We start from the raw sequence: 16,078 nt of genomic DNA, 5'->3' as shown, positions 1-16,078 counted from the left end.
ACTCCGATTACCGGCCCGGCGCGAGCACCTGGAACATCGCGTGGTCCTGCCAGCGGCCGGCGATGTGCAGGTACTCGGGCGCGACGCCGTACTGGCGGAACCCGTTGGCCTTCAGCACTCGTTGTGAGCGCTCGTTGTGCAGCAGTGTCTCGGCCTGGACGCGGTGGAGGCCGAGCTCGCCGAACGCGAGGGCGAGCAGATCCCCGACCGCAGCCTTCGCGAGGCCGCGGCCGCCACTCTCGTGCCGCACCCAGTACCCGATCCCGCCCGAGAGGAAGGGCCCACGGACGATCCCGGCGAGGGTGATCCGCCCCGCGATCGAGCCGTCGTCGTCGACGATGGCGAGCGGGAGGGATTCGCCCCGCGCATGCGACTCGAGGAGAGGGAGGAGGGCCGCGACCTGCCCGGCCGGGGTGTAGAACGACTCGTCCCGGATCGGGTCCCACGGCGCCAGGTGCTCACGGTTGGCGGCGAGGACGTCGGCGAGCTCGCCCGCGTCGTCGACGGTGAGCAGGCGGGTGACGCTCACGTCGAGGCTCCTGGGGTGGTGGGGTCGAGGGTGAACGGTCGCGTGACGGTGAGTGTCTGGAACCCGAGCCGTTCGAGGATCGGCCGGCTCGTCGGCGCCGCGTCGACCTGAAGGCAGCAGAACCCGGCCCCGGCGGCGATCCGCGCCCGGTGTGCGACGAGGGCGCGGAAGACGCCGCGACTCCGCCACTGCGGCACGGTTCCGCCACCCCAGAGGCTCGCGAACTCGGTCCCGTGGTGCAGCTCGACGCGTCCCGCCGCGACGGGACGCCCGTCGGCGCGCGCGACCACACCGACGACCGTCGGGGGCTCCTGATCGAGCGCGCGCCCGACGACCTGCCCGATCGCTGTGTGGTCCCCGCCGAACGCGAGGTCGTGGACGGCGACCAGGTCGTCGACCTCCGCGGGCGTCCGCACGTCCTGGAGCTCGACGCCGTCCGGGGCGCAGTCGGCTAGGTCGAGGTCCGCGATCTCGGCGACCATCACCGCCTCGTCCGGCTCCCGCGTCAGGCCGGCCGCGACGAGACGCACGGCCAGATCGACGGGAACGTCTCCGTCGTGGTGCTTCCACTCCCACGCCCGGCCGTTCTGCCCGAACCGCGCGACCTGCGCCGCGATCACCTCGTCCACCTGGGCGCCGGACATCCCGGCCAGACCCGACCAGGTCACCGTGTTCCACCCGGGCCCGTCGCAGACCACGCGCACGACCGCACCGTCGCTCTCGACGGAAGCGGCGGGGTCGTCGGGTCGCGGGGCGCGGCGGATCTGCGCGTCGTACGCCGCGAGCGCCAGGTCGGTGTCCATCACGCCAGTCGACCAGAGCGGGGGCGCGGTGTCACGGGCATTGCGATGCGCTGGCGAGTTCTGCCCAGCCGTCTCATCGTGAGGATCACCCGTCGGAACCCCTGAGAGCAGGAGGCATCATGACCGAGAACACCCCCCTCGACGCACGGTTCAGCCCGACCGGCGCCCCGCAGGAGCCCAGGGACGCGGCGACGCAGCAGGGCCGCAGGCTCACCACGGCACACGGGCTTCGGGTGGACGAGACCGAGCACTCCCTGAAGGCAGGGCCTCGGGGCCCGTCGTTGCTCGAGGACCACCACCTGCGCGAGAAGATCACGCACTTCGACCACGAGCGGATCCCCGAGCGGGTCGTCCACGCGCGCGGTGCGGGTGCGTACGGGACCTTCCGCTCGTACGGGACGGCCGCGTCGGTGACCGCGGCCCGGTTCCTCGCCGAGGAGGGCAAGGAGACGCGGGTGTTCACCCGGTTCTCCACCGTGCTCGGCTCGCGTGGGTCGGCGGACACCGCCCGCGACGTCCGTGGGTTCGCGACCAAGTTCTACACCGACGAGGGCACGTTCGATCTCGTCGGCAACAACATGCCCGTGTTCTTCATCCAGGACGCGATCAAGTTCCCCGACCTCATCCATGCCGGCAAGCCCGAGCCGGACCGGGAGATCCCTCAGGCGCAGAGCGCGCACGACACCTTCTGGGACTTCGTCTCGCTGCACACCGAGGCCACGCACATGCTGATGTGGGCGATGTCTGACCGCGGTATCCCCCGCAGCTACCGCACGATGGAGGGGTTCGGCGTCCACACCTTCCGGCTCGAGGCGGCGGACGGCTCGACGTCGCTGGTGAAGTTCCACTGGAAGCCCGTGCTCGGGGTCCACTCCCTCGTGTGGGAGGAGGCCCAGCTGACCGGCGGCGCCGACCCGGACTTCCACCGGCGTGACCTTGCCGACGCGATCGCCGCCGGGGCGTACCCGGAGTGGGAGCTGGGGCTGCAGGTGATGCCCGACACCCCGGACGAGACGTTCGAGGGCATCGACCTGCTCGACCCGACCAAGATCGTGCCCGAGGAGCTCTGCCCGGTGCAGCCCGTCGGCCGCCTGACGCTGCACACCGAGCCGACGAACTACTTCGCCGAGACCGAGCAGGTCGCGTTCCACGTGGCCAACCTCGTGCCCGGCATCCAGGTCACGAACGACCCGTTGATGCAGGGCCGCCTCTTCTCCTACCTCGACACGCAGATCACCCGGCTCGGGGGGCCCAACTTCGCACAGATCCCGGTCAACCGGCCGCACGCACCGGTCGACGACATGCAGCGCGACGGAATGCACCAGACCGCCGTCCACGAGGGCAGGGCGCCGTACCGGCCGAACAGCCTGGGCGGCGGCTGCCCGGTCGCGTCGGGCGCCGCCGGGTACGTGCACGTCCCGACCCCGGTCGAGGGCCGCAAGGTGCGCGAGGCGCCGGCGTCGTTCGCCGACCACTACTCGCAGGCCACCCTGTTCTGGGCGTCCATGACACCTGTCGAGCAGGCGCACCTGGTCGGCGGCTTCACGTTCGAGCTCGGCAAGGTCGGCGAGGCCGCGGTCCGGGAACGGATGGTCGCCAACCTCGTCCGGGTGGACCGGGCGCTGGCCGAACGGGTGGCGGCGGGTCTGGGCATCGACATCGCGGAAGTCCCCGAGGTCACCGACGACGGGTCGGGATCGAGCGCCGACGTCGCGACCTCACCGGCGCTGTCCCAGGTGCCGCAGGAGCCCGACAGGATCGACGCACGCGTGGTCGGTGTCCTCGCCGACGACGGCGCGGACCTCGCCGGGATCGACACGCTGCGGCAGGCGCTCGCGGACCAGGGGGCGACGGCGGTGGTCATCGCCCCGCACGGAGGGGAGATCAGCACGGGTGACGGGAGCACCGCGGTCGACAAGGCGTTGGTGACTACCCGCTCCGTCGAGTACGACGCCGTGGTCGTCGCCGGCGGGACGGCCGGGAGCGCCGTCGCAACCGACCCGGCGACGACGGTGCTCCTCGCGGAGGCCTTCCGGCACGGCAAGGCGATCGCCGCCTGGGGCGACGGTGCCGAGGTGCTGCGGTCGGCCGTCGACGCGGACGCACCGGGGGTGATCGCCGGCAGCGGGGCCGACGACGTCACGCACGGCCTGGTCACCGCTCTGGGCATGCACCGCTCCTGGGAGCGCCTCGCCACGATCGCCGGGGTCTGACCCGGCAGGACCACGACGACGGGGCGCCCGGCTACGACGGCTGGGCGCCCCCGTCGCGCATCCACCGGTCGCGCCACCGGATCCAGGGTGGCGCGACCGCCCAGTTCACGCGCAGGGTGCGCCACGCCCTGTTCATCCGACGGCGCCGCTGGCTGCGGCCGCGCAACGACCGCACCGACACGCCAACGCGCCACGACGGGACGAGCGCGACCCGGCGCGAGGGGCCGAGCCGGAACGCCAGGTCGAGGTCGTCGTGCACCTCCGGGTCCCGGCGGACGACGTCGTGCCGGACGGCGGACCACGCCTCGCGCCGAAAGGCCATGCACGAGCCCCACAGGGCGGTGTGCCCGAGCGCGAGATGCCCGAGCACGTAGTAGGTGCCGAGGTAGCCGAATGCGACGGCCGTCCGGGTGCCGCGCGGGGCGTCGTGAAACACCCCTGACCCCGTGACCGCCTCCAGGCCCGGGTCGGCGGCGAGGCGCCGGGCTGCCGTCGACACCCAGTCACGCCCGGGCCGTGAGTCCGCGTCGAGCCGGGCGATGACGTCCCCCCGGGCCGCGTCGTACCCGGCCGCCGCGGCAGCAGGGATCCCGACGGTCGTCTCGCGCACGACCTCGGCACCCCACCGGCGTGCGACGTCGGCCGTGCCGTCGGACGAGGCGTTGTCGACGACGATCACCTCCACGGGCGCGAGGTCCTGCTGCGCCAACAGGGCGAGGCACCGGTCGAGGGCCTCGGCGTCGTCACGGGCCGGAACGACCACCGAGATCGTCGGCAGCGCGACGTCGGCCGTCGGCTCCGCACGCGCGCCGGGCGCGCGCACCGCCAGGACGACACCCGCGACCATCGACCCGAGCAGCCCGACGGCCAGGTCGCCGAGCGTGTCGGTGTAACCGACGCCGATCTCGTCGTCGAGGAGCAGGTGCCCGGCGCCCTCCCCCAGCTCCCAGAGGACCGCAGCCAGGGCACCGAGCGCCGTCGTCACGACGAGCGCGCCCACCCCGCTTCGCGGCCCGTCGGCCCGAGCGAGCAGGCGGTACGCCATCGCCGCGACCAGCCCGGTGCACACCAGGTGCACCGCCAGGTCCAGCCACGGGACCGCCCGGTACCACTCGAGCTGCGCCGCCCAGCCCGCGAACAGAAGAGACGTGCACCACGCGACGTCGAACGCCGTCCCCGCGCCGACGGCTCGCGGGACCATCACCGCACCGAGGACGAGCGCGAACAGTGCGACCGCGATCCCGTCCCACCGCACCGCCGCGACCACGACGCTGATCAGCGCGAGGAGGCGCACCGCGTCGCCGAGAACCAGGTGCTGCCACCATCCGCCGGCGGTGGTCGTCGACCTCATGAGGTCACGCTCCCCAGGTCCTCACGCAGGTACCGCGCATACCCGCCCGGGGTCCTCCCGACGAGACGGGCCGACGTCAGCACCGGTGCGTCGGCGGTCGCCACCACGCGCGCACCCGCCGCCCGAGCGGCGGCCACCAGGTCCACGTCCTCGTGCTCCACCATCGGCGCGTACCCACCGGCCGACCGGTAGACGTCGGCGCGGATCCCCAGGTTGGCGCCGTGGACGTGTCCCGTCGCCAGCCCCGGGACGAAGCGCCCGAGCCAGGCCCGGGCACGCTCGGGAGACAGGTCGTCCAACGGCGGACGCACGGGCCCGACGACGACGTCCGCGCCGCCGTCGGCCAGCGCCAGGTGGTGCGCCACCCACTCCCGGGGCACCACCGAGTCCGCGTCCGTCGACGCGATCCAGATCTCGTCGGACGCCGTGCCCGCGAACCCGGCCAGGGCACGCTCCACGCCGACGGCACGAGCGAGGCCGACGGTGCGGGCCGCGAGGTCGACCCGGACGACGCCCGGCGGGAGAAGGCGGGCGCTCGCGTCCGTGCACGCGTCGAGTGCCACGACGACACTCGTCCGCAGACCGGTCCTCGCCTCCCGCGCGTGCTGCAGGGAGGCCTCGACGGCGGTCAGACAGTCCGCGAGCGTCTCCTCCTCGTCGTGCACCGGCACGACGACGGCCACCGCCGAGATCACAGCAGGCCCTCCTGACGAGCGACCGAGTCCCCCGGCGGCGGCACGAGCACGTCGAGCACGAAGTCCTCCTCCTCGTGGCGCGCGATCGTCACCAGCCCCGAGACGGTGAGCAGGGCGGCGTGCACCTCATCGCCCGTCGTCGGGTACTCCGGGACCGGGTGCCGCCAGTGACAGGCCACCAGGACGCCGTCGTCCGTCAGACTGTCCACCGCACGCCGGATGCCGAGCTCCAGGTCCCGAGCACCCCAGTAGTAGCCGACCTCGGAGAGCACCACGAGGTCGAACCGCCCCGTCGGCCACTCGTGCGGGGTCTGGAACGTACCGAGCTCGACGGCTGGGCCGAGCCGCCGTCGCGCCACCTCGAGGGGCGCCCGGGCGATGTCGATCCCGAGCACGCGGTCGCTGCGCCCGGCGAGCTCCGCGGTCAGCACGCCGGTCGAGCAGCCGACCTCCAGCGTGCTCGCGAACCGCCTACGGGGCAGTGCGGCGAGCGTCAGTGCGCGCTTGCGCTCCTCGTACCACCGCGTCTCGAAGCCCCACGGGTCCGCACGGCCGGAGTAGAAGTCGTCGAAGAACTCCGCCGGAAGGCTCGACGCACCGTCCCTGGCCGTGGTGCGGATCTCGCCGTCGACGAAGATCTCGACGTCCCGCTCGAAGTGCGCGAGCATTCGCGCGTGCAGGACGGGCTCGTCCCCCGGCCGGTCCGACAACGGCTCGACCTGGGAGCGGTGCGACCGCAGCGCCCGCTGCTTGGCCGCCGTCTCCTGCGCCGTCAGGTGCAGGGCGACGACCCGGTCCCACGGCAACGGGTCGTCCTCACGCGGGTCGGCCCAGTGCCACGCCCAGACGGGATACTCGAGCAGCCGCAGACGTGGGTCGTCGTCGACCAGGGCCGCCGCGACCTCCCCGAGGATCCGGTGGTCGCGGTGCCCGTCGCCGCGCCACGGGGCGCAGACGACGGTCGGACCGCGCATCCCCGCGAGGATCGACGCGACGGAGGAGACGAGCTCGTCCCGCTGCTCCCGCAGCTGCCCGTCGCCGAGACCGAGGAGGTGGACGGCGGCCGACGGCGCGGCGTGCGCGGTGGCCTCGACCAGCTCGAGCCGTCGCGCCGCGGCCAGCTCGGCTCGTGTGCGCACGGACGAGTCCGGGTGCGACCCCTCCCCCGCGGTCGCGACGACGACGCTCGTCCGGATGCCCTGCGCCTCGGCCCGGGCGAGCAGACCCGCCGCGCCGAGGGTCTCGTCGTCCGGGTGTGCCGCGAGCACGACCAGGTGCCGGATCTCGGGGCCGGGCTCCCACGAGGCGCCCCGCTCCCGGACGCCGGCCGCCTCCCAGACCGACTCGTCTGTCCCCGGGTCCCGGTGGTCGAAGCTCACCACGGCGCGGGTCCTGCGGCGAGGAGGTGTCGGCCGTGGCTCGCGTCGTCGCGCTCCGCGTGGTGCTGACGCAGATAGAGACGCAGGTCTGCGCACCGCCGCGCGTACCGTTCGTCGGTGGTCATCGGCCCGGGCCCCAGGGCACGTTCGGTCCGGTCGAGGACGTTCTGCGCGGCCCGGGCGACGACCGCTCGCGCACGGCGCGCGGTCACGGCCGCCTCCGCCGGGTCCGACGCGTCGACCGACACCGCTGCATCCGCGAGCACGACCCGCGCCGCGTGGAGCTCCGCGTCGACGACGCCGACGTGGGCCAGGGCGATCTGGTCCGGTTCTCGGGCAGACAGCACCTGAGCCATCGACCGGGCGACGCCCACGGCACCGCCCCACCAGCAGGCGGCGACCCCGATGCCGCCCCAGGCGAACCCGGGTCGTTCCAGATACCAGCCCGGCGCCCCGACGGGAGCTGCCGGGACGGCGTCCATGTGCACCGGGGCGCTCACCACCTGGCTCAGCCCGCGCGGGACCCACGGCCCCGGCTCGGCCCGGACGCGTGCGTCTCGCAGGTCGACGGCGAACAGTCGTCTCCCGTCGTCGGTCCAGGCGGTGACGAGCGCGTGCGAGAGGTCGGCCGCGAGCGAGCACCACGGCTTGAGGCCCGTGAGGGTCCACGCGCCGGCGTCGTCCGTCGCGGCCGAGAGCCGTGCCCCGGGCCCGTCCGCCGCGAACACGCCCCACGTGCTGTCCGCGTCGGCGTCCACCGCGGACAGGTCGACCGCGATCCCCGCCTCCGACGCCTGGGCGAGGACGGCGAGCGCGTCCAGGTGGGGCTCGACCATTCGCGCGACTCCGACGTCGTCGGCGGCCAGGCTCGCCAGCGTGCTCCACAGCTCGGCAGTCCGGCCTGCGCCCGGCAGCGGCGCCTCACGGCCCAGCTCCCGCGCCAGCCGGAGCCCCGCCGCGGGCTCGGCGTCGGCGACCGCCTCCGACCACTGCGGGGAGACGGGTCGGACCCCGGCCTCACCCGCGACCGTCACCCGCCGCGGGCCTGACGCAGCATCCGGCTCGCGCGGCGATTCCTGCCTCGTCGCACTCATCGCGTCCTCGTTCCTTGTTCCTCGGTGCAGGGGCGACCGCCCAGAGAGCGCTGAGTGTGACACCGGACGACGGCACTCGCACGGGACGGGCGGCCTGCGGTGACCGGCTGGCGAGTGGGCGGCGTCGTGCGCACTCTCGGTACATCGAGCGGGAACACCCACCCCACGGAGGAACCATGTACGCACTGACCTGGCAGGGCCACGAAGACGTTCGGGTCGAGGAGGTCCCGGACCCTACGCTGGTGGCGCCCACCGACGCGATCGTCCGCGTCACCTCGACCGCCGTCTGCGGGTCGGACCTGCACCTGTACAGCGTGCTCGGTGCGTTCATCGACCCCGGTGACGTCCTCGGTCACGAGCCGATGGGCATCGTCGAGGAGGTCGGGTCCGAGGTGACGGGGCTGCGTCCCGGCGACCGCGTCGTCGTCCCGTTCAACATCTCCTGCGGGACGTGCTGGATGTGCACCCGCGGCCTTCAGAGCCAGTGCGAGACCACGCAGACCCTGTCCCAGGGCACGGGGGCCGCGCTGCTCGGGTACACCAAGCTCTACGGGCAGGTCGCCGGCGGCCAGGCGGAGTACCTGCGCGTCCCGCAGGCGCAGTACGGCCCCGTGGTCGTCCCGGACGACGACGAACCGGACGAGCGCTATCTCTATCTCTCGGACGTCGTCCCGACGGCGTGGCAGGCGGTGGAGTACGCCGGCATCCCTGCAGACGGCAGCGTGCTCGTCCTCGGTCTGGGACCGATCGGCCAGATGGCCGCCCGGATCGCCCGCCACCGTGGTGCGTCACGTGTGATCGCCGCAGACCGGGTGCCGGAACGTCTCGAGATGGCTCGTCGCCACGGGATCGAGACGCTCGACCTGCGCGACGTCGACGACGTGGCCGGTGCCGTCAGGGACCTGACGTCGGGCCGCGGCCCGGACGCCGTCATCGACGCCGTCGGGATGGAGGCGCACGGCGCACCCGTCGCCGGAGTTATACAGCGCGGCGCCGCACTGCTCCCCGACGTCCTGGCTCGCCCCGCGATCGAGAAGGCGGGCATCGACCGGCTCGCTGCTCTGCGCACGGCGATCAGCTCGGTGCGGCGCGGCGGGACCGTCTCCGTGTCGGGTGTCTACGGCGGTGCGGTCGACCCGCTGCCGATGATGGAGATGTTCGACAAGCAGCTCACCGTGCGGATGGGCCAGGCCAACGTCCGGCGGTGGATCGACGACGTGCTTCCCCTCGTCTCGGACCCGGCGGACCCGCTCGGAGTTCTCGACCTGCGGACGCATCGCATGTCTCTGCACGACGCTCCGCGGGCCTACGAGATGTTCCAGAAGAAGCAGGACGGCTGCGTCAAGGTCGTCCTCGACCCTTCGCTCGCCCCCGGGGACGGGGACTGATCGCGTCGACGAACGGGAGTCCCCGTGCCAGGTCCGCCGACGAGGCCTCCGCCCCTACTGGGCCTCGATCGTCCCCGTCAGCACGACCCGCACGTGGACGCCGTGCACCTCGTCGGGCACCCTCGCGGCGGCGGACTCGTCGGTCACGAGCACGCGGACGACGTAGGCGGTCGGTGGCGACTCCGCTGAGTCCGGCGCGATCCCGATCCCGCCGACGCCGTCGCAGCCGTCGAGCTCGCGGCGCAGCGCGGCCTTGGCCTCGCGTGCCTCGTCGAGCCCTGCCATCGGTGCCTCCGGCCTCGGGTTCACCGCGCCTCGCCGCTCGGCGGTCGCCTCGGGGTCACAGGGAGACGTCGAGCGCCTGGAGCACGGTGTCGATCGGGTTGACGTAGGTCAGCCCGGTCCCATTCTCTCCCCCGGTCTCGGACCCGGCAAAGAGCAGTCCGAGCGCGACGCCGTCCGACCGGTACACCAGCGATCCCGAGTCTCCTCCGCGGGAGAACGGCCCGGAACCCGTGGACTCGACCTCGATCTGGTCGTCGAACCGGAGGGCGCCGAGCCCCGGACCGTAGCCGACGACGATGTCGTCGAGCTCGATCGCGGTGACGCGTCCGGCCGTCACGCCGGTGGTCCGACCGCTCTTGCCCACGGTCTCGCCGCCGAGGGCGACCGCGGTCGAGGTGATCGTCCCGACCGGGTAGGTCGCGTCGACGCCGGCCTCGTCCAGGCGTGCGATCGCGGCGTCGACGGTGGCGGTCGTCCCGGGCGCCAGGGGCGCGAAGTCGGCGAGCTCCCCCACGCGGTCCTCCGGTGCACCGCCGCCGTCGGCCGGGCCGGGCTGCACGACGACGTCCCCGACCTGTGCGGTGGGGTCGCCGACGAGCACGTGATAGTTGGACAGCGCGTAGACCGCTGGGTCGTCGACGCGCCGGACGAACGCTCCGAGCGTTCCGGCGGTCACGCGGACGTGAGCGATCGAGACGCCGGGGCGCAGCGGGCGGACGCGCCCCGTCTCCCCGGCGGCCTGGGCAGTCACCACGGGCGGGCGCGGGCCGGTGCGCAGCGCCGTCACGCGCCCGGTCCGCCGCACGTCGGTCCCCGGGCCGATCTCGGCGGCCAGTCGCCGGGCGATGCTGCGGACCTGCGGATATCCGAGCGGGTAGCGGACGGCGATGGCGTAGCGACCGTCCCCGCGCGGCGCCAGCCCCAGCGCCAGGGACGGGACGGACCCGGGCCCGGGTGCGTCGTCGGACGGCGAGCCGCCGGACCGTGCCGTCACGGGAGCGGCGCGATCGACGAGGTCGCGGGCGTGGTCGACGAGCTGGAGCTTGGTGCGACGGGCTTCTTCGTGGTCCATGCCGCCAGTGTGACGGTCGCCACCGACGCTCGCCGCCGGTCGCCCACAGGTGTGGATCAGCAGTCCCGGGAAAATTAGTTGAACCCGAGTGCATCCGATCGCCCCCCTCCGTCTGAACATCCCTGTGCAAGCACGTCACATGCAGTTCTCGTCCCTTCACGGACGAGGCCGGACACCTGGAGGACTTCATGCGCACGAACCGCACGGTCGCCGCCATCGGCACCGCCACCCTCGCCCTCGGAGCCAGCACCGCGCTCGCTCTGCCCGCCAACGCCGCCGACGGGGACGCGATGCTCTCCGTCCTGCACGGCGTCCCCGACCTCACGGTCGACGTCTACGTCAACGGAGACCTCACCCTCGACGACTTCGAGCCCGGCGACCTCGCCGGACCGCTCGAGCTCGCCCCCGGCACCTACACCGTGGCGATCACGGCCTCGGACGCCGAGGACGACAGCGACCCGGCCATCGGGCCCGTCGACCTGCCGCTCGAGGCCGACATGAACTACACGGCCGTCGCACACCTCGACGCGGAGGGAACCCCGACGGCGTCGCTGTTCACCAACGACACCTCGGACATCGCCGCCGGCGAGGGCCGACTGACGGTCCGCCACGTCGCCGCAGCGCCCGCCGTCGACGTCCTCGCGGGCGACAGCCCCGTGATCGAGGGTCTCGAGAACCCCGACGAGCAGGTCCTGGACCTGCCGGCCGGCACCGTCTCCGCGTCGGTCGCCGCGGCCGGGACCACGGACCCGGTCATCGGCCCGGCAGACGTCGACGTCGCCGAGGGCGTCAACACGATCGCGTACGCCTGGGGCTCGCTCGACGACGACAACCTCGCGCTCGCCACGCAGACCGTCGAGGGCATGGACTCCGCGCCCTCGGGCGTCGACGCCGGCGAGACCGGTGCAGCGGCCGAGCAGGGCACGTTCGGCCCCGCAGCCGTCGGGATCCTCGGAGGATTCGTCCTCCTGCTGATCGGCGCCTCGTCCGTCATGCTGGTCCGCGCGGCCCGCGAGCACAACAACAGCTGAGAGAGGCATCCGGCTTCACATGCGTCACTCGACACCCGCGAAGGGCTCGGCCCGGCGTGCGACTCACCTCGCCGCCGTGGCCGGGCTCCTCGCCCTCCTCGCCCTTCTCGGGGTCATCGCCCTCGGGGAGGCGTACGCCGAAGGCCCGGGCTCCGGTGCGGGACCGGAGCCCGGGCCGACGGCTCGAGCGGAACCCGCGCCGTCGGACGGGACGACTCCTCCACCGTCCGACGACGCGGCCGCGACCACCACGGCAGTCCCGGACGTCCCCGTCCGGGCAGCCACCCCCGAACCGGACGCCCCCGACCCGACGCGACTCGTCGTCGAAGGCCTCGACATCGACGTCCCCGTCGAGCCCGAGGGCGTCGACCCCGACGGCACGATGAGCCTGCCGGAGTCGGGCACCGTCGCCGGCTGGTACCAATACGCTGCAGCTCCGGGCGACGACACCGGCACCGTCGTCCTCGCCTCGCACGTCGACACCTACGACGACGGGCTGGGTGAGTTCGCCCGCCTCACCGACGCCGCCCCGGGCGACAGCGTCACCCTGACCGACACGGAGGGGAACACCTACAACTACACAGTGGAGACCGTGGAACAGACCGCGAAGGTGGACGTCCCCCTCGACGAGCTCTTCGACCGCACCGGAGATCGTCGACTCGTGATGGTCACCTGCGGCGGACGGTGGGACGCGGACGTCGGGCACTACGAGGACAACGTCATCGTGACCGCCGTCCCGCAGAGCTAGCCCGATTACGGTACTTTTCCTATCAGCAAGGACAGCCGACCCGGAGGATCGCCCGTGACCGCAGCCGACGACGGTGCAGCCGTCGCGACCGCGGACGCCGACGCCCGCATCGCACGGGCCTTCGCCAGCGGTTCCGAGACCGGCCTCGCCGACGCCTACCGGCGCTGGTCAGCCCTCGTCCACACCGTCGCGCTCCGGTCGCTCGGCGACCGGACCGACGCGGAGGACGTCACGCAGCAGGTCTTCGTCGCCGCATGGCGGTCGCGCGACCGGTACGACGTCGACCGCGCCAAGCTCTCGACCTGGCTGCTCGGCATCGCACGGCACAAGATCGCCGACGTCCATGCCGCCCGGAGCAGGGTGATCAAGCAGGAGCACGCCGCCGAGGCCACCGCTCCGAACCCCGTAGGAGAGAGCGACCCGGTCGGCGGCCCCGCCGTGGACCGGATCCTGGTGGCGGACGAGCTGGAGAACCTCGGTGACCCGGGGCGGACGATCCTCCGACTCGCGTTCTACCGCGACCTCACGCACACGCAGATCGCCGAGGAGCTGTCGTTGCCCCTCGGCACCGTCAAGAGCCACGTCAGGCGTAGCCTCGCTCGCCTGCGCACACGATTGGAGGTGGATGGTGCAGCACGTTGACCCGGAGACCCTCGCGCTCCTGGCGCTGGGCGAGAACGACGCCGCGGCGCCCGACGAGCACGACCACCTCCGCTCGTGCCACGAGTGTCAGGCGGAGCTCGCCGCCCTCGGCGACGCAGCCGCCGTCGGCCGCAGCCTGACCGACGAGGACCGCCTCGTCGCGCCGTCCGCGAGCGTCTGGGAGGGCGTGTGTGCCGAGCTTGGACTCGGCGAGGAGGACGACGCTGAGGCTGAGGCTGGGGCTGGGACCGAAGCCGGGGTCGAGGACGAGGCAGACGACTCCGAGGAGTCCGCCGCGACGGTCACCGACCTCGGCGAGCGCCGACGACGCCGCTACTCCGCGGGATGGATCGCCGCAGCGGCCAGCGTCGCGCTCGTCGTCGGCGTGGGCGGCGGCGTGCTCTGGGAGCGGCGCGATCTCGAGGAGCCGGCAGGGACGACGACGGTCGCCAGCGCCACCCTCGACGCACTGCCCGACTGGGACGGCGCCACCGGGGCCGCGCAGCTCGAGGAGTCCGAGGACGGGCGCCGACAGGTGGTCGTCAGCATGGACGCCCCGGCGAGCGACGACGGCTACCACGAGGTCTGGCTCATCGCCGACGACCTCAGCGGGCTCGTCAGCCTCGGCGTGCTCGAGGGCGACGAGGGGACGTTCGACATCCCCGAGGGGCTGGACGTGGGCGACTACCCGCTCGTCGACGTCTCCGAGGAGCACTTCGACGGCGACCCCTCGCACTCGGGCGACTCGATCGTCCGCGGCGGTCTGCAGATCTGACGACGACGCCGGTCGAGCCTGACGAGACCAGCGCACGACGACGCCGGTCGAGCTTGTCGAGACCACGAGGGGTCTCAACAAGCTCGACCGGCGTTCCGGCTCGACCGGCGGACTGGTCTCGACAAGCTCGACCTGCGGACTCGCTCGACCGGCGGACTGGCTCGACCGGCGGACTGGTCTCGACAAGCTCGACCGACGTTTGAGCTCGACCAGCGAGTGGGCTCGAGCGGCAGGTCAGACCTGCGGCATCTCGCCACCCGGCGCACCGCCACCGGGCATCTCGCCGGGGCCACCCGCGCCGCCGGTCGCCTCGCCCTCCTCGTAGTCGCCGGCGGTCGCGGTCGCGACCTCGGTGCCGTCGACCACCAGGGTCACGTGGTCGCCCTCGGTGAGGTCGTCGCCCGACCAGACGACGGACTGGAAGTCCCGCGTCGCGTCGAAGGTGGCGAGCACCGTGCCGTCCGAGGAGACGAGCTCCGCCGTGGACCCGGAGGCCTGCGCCGCGTCCAGGAGGAAGAAGACGGAGACCTGCTCCGAGTCGAGGTCGGGCGCGCTCGCCATGCCGGAGCTGCCGTAGGCGAGCAGGTCACCGCCGGAGATCGTGAACGTGCCGTTGGCGTCCATGGGGGCCTCGCCGTCCGTCGTCGGCCCGGCGACGACGATCTCGCCACCCTGGATGTCGATCGACCCGTTCGAGTCGAGCCCGTCGCCCTCGGCGTCCACGAGGATCGTGCCCCCGGTGACGATGAAGCTGAAGTCACCGACCTCCTCGGTGCCGTACCCGCCACCGCTGCCGTCGGCACGGGCCTGCTGCTCGACGGCGTCGTCGGCCGTGAGGGCCGCGTTGATCGCGTCGTCGGTCGACGTCAGGTCGATGTCCCCGTCGGCGATCAGGATGTCCGAGCCCTCGAGCCCCTCGTAGGAGGCCGTCACGGTGACGTTGCCGCCCTCGAGGTTGAGGTTGCCGTCGGCGTGGACACCGTCGTCGCCGGAGGCGACGGTCACGTCTCCACCCGGCACGGCCACGAGGCCGTCCGAGTGCAGCGCGTCGTCGGCGGCGTCGACGGTCACGGTCCCGGACCCGATGACCAGGGCGATCCCGGCCTTCACGCCCTTGGCGGAGGCGTCGTCGGCCACGCTCTCCTCGTGCCCGCCTCCGGCGACGACGGTGACCGTCGCCCCGTCGATAAGGGCGTCCTGCGCGGCGTCGATCCCGTCGGCGCCCGCGGTCACGTCCACGGTGCCGCCCGCGAGGTACACGTAGCCACGGTCGGCGTCGTCCTCGTTGTCGGCCTTGAGCCCGTCGCCGCCCGCGGTGACCGTCAGCGTGCCGTCGAGGACGACCAGCTGGTCCTTGCCGCGCACGCCGTCGTCGACGGCGGTCACGGTGATGTCGCCGGAGTCGATGACGAGGCCGTCCTTGCTGGTGATGCCGTCGTTCGCGTTGCCCTCGACCGTCAGCGCACCGGTGCCGGTGATCCCGAGGTCCGCCGTCGAGTAGATCGCGGCGTTCGGCGCGTCCTCGCCGGTGTCGGCGTAGCTCTCCGCGTCGGCCACGTGGTTGTCCGACCCGTCCGCGAGCTCGATCACGACGTCGTCGGCCTCCTCGACCGAGATTGCCGAGCCCGTCGACGAGGTGATGTCGGCGTCGTCCAGGATCAGACGGACCTGGGCGTCCTCGGGCGCCGCCACGACGATCTGTCCGTCGTCGAGCGTGCCGGAGATCCGGTAGGCGCCCTCCTGCGTGATGGTGACGGTCGAGCCGTCGACCTCGACGCCCTCGGCGTCCGAGGACGCGGTGCCGCCGTCGAGCGTGATGTCGACGACCTCCGCGTCGGCCGCGGCGTCGGTGTCACCGACGTCCTCGTTGTCGGCCATGATCTCCTCGACGGTGGCGTCGCCGTCGTACGAGGCGCTGTCGTCAGAGTCCGAGGAGACCTCGTCCCCCGAGGCGGTCGACCCCGTCGAGACGTCGTCGGTCGCCGACTCGTCGGTCGCTGCGCAGCCGGTCAGGACCAGGCCGAGCGTCGCCGTCGAGGCGATCAGGAAGAGGGGTGTGCGTCGCATGGTGTC

The 16,078-nt window shown here is 73.1% G+C and carries 15 protein-coding genes; 6 read left to right on the top strand and 9 right to left on the bottom strand.

The window, feature by feature from the left end; all coding sequences use genetic code 11:
- Window positions 1-7: 7 nt before the first annotated feature.
- Both Q343_RS0101645 and Q343_RS0101640 read right to left on the bottom strand, forming a co-directional pair.
- Window positions 8-529 carry a GNAT family N-acetyltransferase gene (locus Q343_RS0101645; protein ID WP_029251852.1) on the bottom strand — a complete coding sequence of 174 codons (522 nt, stop codon included), beginning with the start codon at window positions 527-529 and terminating at the stop codon, window positions 8-10.
- A complete protein-coding gene (locus Q343_RS0101640) occupies window positions 526-1,332 on the bottom strand; it encodes a GNAT family N-acetyltransferase (RefSeq protein ID WP_029252700.1) in 807 nt (268 codons plus the stop codon). Before Q343_RS0101640 ends, Q343_RS0101645 begins: the two co-directional genes overlap by 4 nt.
- Window positions 1,333-1,451: 119 nt before the next feature.
- On the opposite strand from Q343_RS0101640, the gene Q343_RS0101635 reads away from it, so the two are divergent.
- The gene (locus tag Q343_RS0101635; protein WP_052366763.1) at window positions 1,452-3,545 is read left to right on the top strand and encodes a catalase; all 2,094 of its coding nucleotides are present in this window, start codon (window positions 1,452-1,454) and stop codon (window positions 3,543-3,545) included.
- A 31-nt stretch (window positions 3,546-3,576) separates the two neighbouring features.
- Here Q343_RS0101635 and Q343_RS15520 read toward each other — a convergent pair whose 3' ends face one another.
- The 4 genes from Q343_RS15520 to Q343_RS0101615 are packed head-to-tail and all read right to left on the bottom strand — an operon-like array spanning window position 3,577 to window position 8,064.
- Complete coding sequence (locus Q343_RS15520; protein WP_081829554.1) at window positions 3,577-4,896, bottom strand: glycosyltransferase family A protein; 1,320 nt, start codon at window positions 4,894-4,896, stop codon at window positions 3,577-3,579.
- Window positions 4,893-5,591, bottom strand: coding sequence for a glycosyltransferase family 2 protein (locus tag Q343_RS0101625; RefSeq protein ID WP_248616718.1), 699 nt, complete (start codon window positions 5,589-5,591; stop codon window positions 4,893-4,895). The genes Q343_RS15520 and Q343_RS0101625 overlap by 4 nt, the downstream gene beginning before the upstream one ends.
- Window positions 5,588-6,973: a PIG-L family deacetylase gene (locus tag Q343_RS13720; protein WP_029251848.1), complete on the bottom strand. Its 1,386-nt coding sequence runs from the start codon at window positions 6,971-6,973 to the stop codon at window positions 5,588-5,590. The genes Q343_RS0101625 and Q343_RS13720 overlap by 4 nt, the downstream gene beginning before the upstream one ends.
- The gene (locus tag Q343_RS0101615; RefSeq protein WP_029251847.1) at window positions 6,967-8,064 is read right to left on the bottom strand and encodes an acyl-CoA dehydrogenase family protein; all 1,098 of its coding nucleotides are present in this window, start codon (window positions 8,062-8,064) and stop codon (window positions 6,967-6,969) included. The genes Q343_RS13720 and Q343_RS0101615 overlap by 7 nt, the downstream gene beginning before the upstream one ends.
- A gap of 176 nt (window positions 8,065-8,240) precedes the next feature.
- On the opposite strand from Q343_RS0101615, the gene Q343_RS0101610 reads away from it, so the two are divergent.
- Window positions 8,241-9,452 carry a zinc-dependent alcohol dehydrogenase gene (locus Q343_RS0101610; RefSeq protein ID WP_029251846.1) on the top strand — a complete coding sequence of 404 codons (1,212 nt, stop codon included), beginning with the start codon at window positions 8,241-8,243 and terminating at the stop codon, window positions 9,450-9,452.
- A gap of 54 nt (window positions 9,453-9,506) precedes the next feature.
- Here Q343_RS0101610 and Q343_RS0101605 read toward each other — a convergent pair whose 3' ends face one another.
- Window positions 9,507-9,737, bottom strand: coding sequence for a hypothetical protein (locus Q343_RS0101605; protein WP_029251845.1), 231 nt, complete (start codon window positions 9,735-9,737; stop codon window positions 9,507-9,509).
- Window positions 9,738-9,792: 55 nt separating this feature from the next.
- Window positions 9,793-10,809 carry a chymotrypsin family serine protease gene (locus Q343_RS0101600; protein ID WP_029251844.1) on the bottom strand — a complete coding sequence of 339 codons (1,017 nt, stop codon included), beginning with the start codon at window positions 10,807-10,809 and terminating at the stop codon, window positions 9,793-9,795.
- Window positions 10,810-10,997: 188 nt separating this feature from the next.
- Between Q343_RS0101600 and Q343_RS0101595 the strand changes: the two genes are divergently transcribed.
- The 4 genes from Q343_RS0101595 to Q343_RS0101580 are packed head-to-tail and all read left to right on the top strand — an operon-like array spanning window position 10,998 to window position 14,005.
- Complete coding sequence (locus Q343_RS0101595; RefSeq protein ID WP_029251843.1) at window positions 10,998-11,840, top strand: DUF4397 domain-containing protein; 843 nt, start codon at window positions 10,998-11,000, stop codon at window positions 11,838-11,840.
- 19 nt (window positions 11,841-11,859) lie between these two features.
- The gene (locus tag Q343_RS13715) at window positions 11,860-12,588 is read left to right on the top strand and encodes a class F sortase (protein WP_043109128.1); all 729 of its coding nucleotides are present in this window, start codon (window positions 11,860-11,862) and stop codon (window positions 12,586-12,588) included.
- A gap of 54 nt (window positions 12,589-12,642) precedes the next feature.
- Window positions 12,643-13,230, top strand: coding sequence for an RNA polymerase sigma factor (locus Q343_RS0101585; RefSeq protein ID WP_029251841.1), 588 nt, complete (start codon window positions 12,643-12,645; stop codon window positions 13,228-13,230).
- Entirely contained in the window at window positions 13,214-14,005 is a 792-nt protein-coding gene (locus tag Q343_RS0101580; protein WP_052366762.1) for an anti-sigma factor, read from the top strand. Before Q343_RS0101585 ends, Q343_RS0101580 begins: the two co-directional genes overlap by 17 nt.
- A 234-nt stretch (window positions 14,006-14,239) precedes the next feature.
- On the opposite strand, the gene Q343_RS0101575 is transcribed toward Q343_RS0101580, so the two are convergent.
- Entirely contained in the window at window positions 14,240-16,072 is a 1,833-nt protein-coding gene (locus tag Q343_RS0101575) for a carbohydrate-binding domain-containing protein (protein WP_029251839.1), read from the bottom strand.
- Window positions 16,073-16,078: the final 6 nt, after the last annotated feature.

This window comes from Paraoerskovia marina DSM 21750, from assembly GCF_000701465.1.
In the GTDB taxonomy this organism is placed as follows: domain Bacteria; phylum Actinomycetota; class Actinomycetes; order Actinomycetales; family Cellulomonadaceae; genus Paraoerskovia; species Paraoerskovia marina.
The sequence above is the reverse complement of the archived record's forward strand: the minus strand, read 5'-3'. Positions and strand labels throughout refer to the sequence as shown.

Coding starts and splice junctions, on each gene's coding strand:
- Q343_RS0101580 (WP_052366762.1), top strand. CDS start 13,214: ATGGTGCAGCACGTTGACCCGGAGACCCTCGCGCTCCTGGCGCTGGGC.
- Q343_RS0101615 (WP_029251847.1), bottom strand. CDS start 8,064: ATGAGTGCGACGAGGCAGGAATCGCCGCGCGAGCCGGATGCTGCGTCA.
- Q343_RS0101595 (WP_029251843.1), top strand. CDS start 10,998: ATGCGCACGAACCGCACGGTCGCCGCCATCGGCACCGCCACCCTCGCC.
- Q343_RS0101605 (WP_029251845.1), bottom strand. CDS start 9,737: ATGGCAGGGCTCGACGAGGCACGCGAGGCCAAGGCCGCGCTGCGCCGC.
- Q343_RS0101575 (WP_029251839.1), bottom strand. CDS start 16,072: ATGCGACGCACACCCCTCTTCCTGATCGCCTCGACGGCGACGCTCGGC.
- Q343_RS15520 (WP_081829554.1), bottom strand. CDS start 4,896: ATGAGGTCGACGACCACCGCCGGCGGATGGTGGCAGCACCTGGTTCTC.
- Q343_RS0101600 (WP_029251844.1), bottom strand. CDS start 10,809: ATGGACCACGAAGAAGCCCGTCGCACCAAGCTCCAGCTCGTCGACCAC.
- Q343_RS0101610 (WP_029251846.1), top strand. CDS start 8,241: ATGTACGCACTGACCTGGCAGGGCCACGAAGACGTTCGGGTCGAGGAG.
- Q343_RS0101635 (WP_052366763.1), top strand. CDS start 1,452: ATGACCGAGAACACCCCCCTCGACGCACGGTTCAGCCCGACCGGCGCC.
- Q343_RS0101640 (WP_029252700.1), bottom strand. CDS start 1,332: ATGGACACCGACCTGGCGCTCGCGGCGTACGACGCGCAGATCCGCCGC.
- Q343_RS13715 (WP_043109128.1), top strand. CDS start 11,860: ATGCGTCACTCGACACCCGCGAAGGGCTCGGCCCGGCGTGCGACTCAC.